The 328-nt window shown below is 69.8% G+C and carries 1 protein-coding gene; it reads right to left on the bottom strand.

What is annotated here, in order from left to right; translation table 11 throughout:
* Positions 1 to 46: 46 nt before the first annotated feature.
* On the bottom strand, positions 47 to 328 hold a 282-nt coding region (locus HN013_RS32255; protein WP_398981261.1), incomplete at its 5' end, for an Asd/ArgC dimerization domain-containing protein.

The following is a 328-nucleotide window of genomic DNA, read 5'->3' as shown; positions in this document are numbered from 1 at the left end:
CCGGCCGCGATGCCCGCCGCCGTGAAGCCCTTCGCCGCCGTCACACTCACGGAGCCACCCCTGTCGTGGAAAGTCCCAGCTCCTCGGCCAGCCCGAGGGCAACATTCATGCTCTGCACCGCACCACCCGCCGTCCCCTTCGCCAGATTGTCGATCGCACCGACGGCGATGACGCGGCCCGCGGACTCGTCCAGGGCCACTTGGATCTGCGCGGAGTTCGACCCGAGCACCGCACCGGTGGACGGCCACTGCCCCTCCGGCAACAGACGGACGAAGGGCTCCCCGCCATAGGCCTTCTCGTAAGCGTCCCGGACGCTCTGTGCCGTGGT

This window comes from Streptomyces sp. I05A-00742, from assembly GCF_013055795.1.
Taxonomy (GTDB): domain Bacteria; phylum Actinomycetota; class Actinomycetes; order Streptomycetales; family Streptomycetaceae; genus Streptomyces.
Note: the sequence above shows the minus strand (reverse complement) of the source record. Positions and strands in the feature narration are given on the sequence as shown.